An 857-nucleotide genomic window follows, 5' to 3' on the forward strand; every position below is an offset into this window, starting at 1 on the left:
GCCTTGTTCAGTATGCCCGTTGCCGCCTTTGCCCAGCAACATACCGTTTATTTCAATCAAAACGGTAAACTGACGGCGACCATGCATTCGGTTGCTTATGTCCGCCAATACAAGATTGAGGCAGGCAAGGCGCAGGTGCAGGATTTTTACTATCCATCGATGAAAAAATATTCTGATCCTTATGAAGTACCTGCCGGTCAGATTAAGGTTTTTGTGCCGGCGTTGGATAACGGTACGCTGACCCTGTGGCATTTCAACGGTCAGAAAAAGATGGTTGGCAGCTATCGCAACGGCAAGCCGCATGGTGAATGGGTTAACTGGTATCCAAATGGCAAAAAATCTGCGGTGATGCCTTATCAAAATGGCCTGAGTGAGGGCGTGGGTTCCCGCTATTACCGAAATGGTGTGAAAGAAAGCGAAATTCAGTTTAAGCACGATAAAGCCAATGGTCATTGGAAACAATGGTATTCAGACGGCAGTCCGAAAACTGAAATGATGATAAGCAATGACAAACCGACGGAGATCATCAGTTGGGATGAAAATGGCCGCGTTGTGTCTGAATTGAGTATTCGCAATGGCAAACGCAGCGGCATCATTTTGGATTGGTATGATGATGGTGCGAAGAAATCCGAGTTGGTTTATAAAGACGACCAGTTGGTGAAAAAAACTTTTTGGGATACGGACGGATACGTCCTCGAATAATTTTAATCATAAAAAACCGCAGGCTGAGCAGCTTGCGGTTTTTTATTACATACAGCCTTTGTTTTGGCACAGGGTAAATAACGGCGCGCCGCTTTCACGGATTTTTTTGCCGCCGTCCAAGTCGGTAAATTCCAAAATGGCAGCCGCTTCGATTA

Annotated in this window: 1 protein-coding gene and 1 pseudogene; one reads left to right on the forward strand and one right to left on the reverse strand. The window is 45.7% G+C overall.

Going from position 1 to position 857, the window contains the following annotated elements; all coding sequences use genetic code 11:
* Nucleotides 1-12 precede the first annotated feature (12 nt).
* Nucleotides 13-702 carry a toxin-antitoxin system YwqK family antitoxin gene (locus ACTHUE_RS19535; RefSeq protein ID WP_440424229.1) on the forward strand — a complete coding sequence of 230 codons (690 nt, stop codon included), beginning with the start codon at nucleotides 13-15 and terminating at the stop codon, nucleotides 700-702.
* A 45-nt stretch (nucleotides 703-747) separates the two neighbouring features.
* Here the strand turns inward: ACTHUE_RS19535 and ACTHUE_RS19540 are convergent.
* Nucleotides 748-857, reverse strand: a pseudogene (locus ACTHUE_RS19540) (adenine phosphoribosyltransferase); the annotation flags it as partial.

This window comes from Neisseria sp. P0021.S005 (genome assembly GCF_051956955.1).

Bases quoted from the DNA above. Each gene is read 5' to 3' on its own strand.
- ACTHUE_RS19535 (WP_440424229.1), top strand. From the start codon at position 13: ATGCCCGTTGCCGCCTTTGCCCAGCAACATACCGTTTATTTCAATCAA.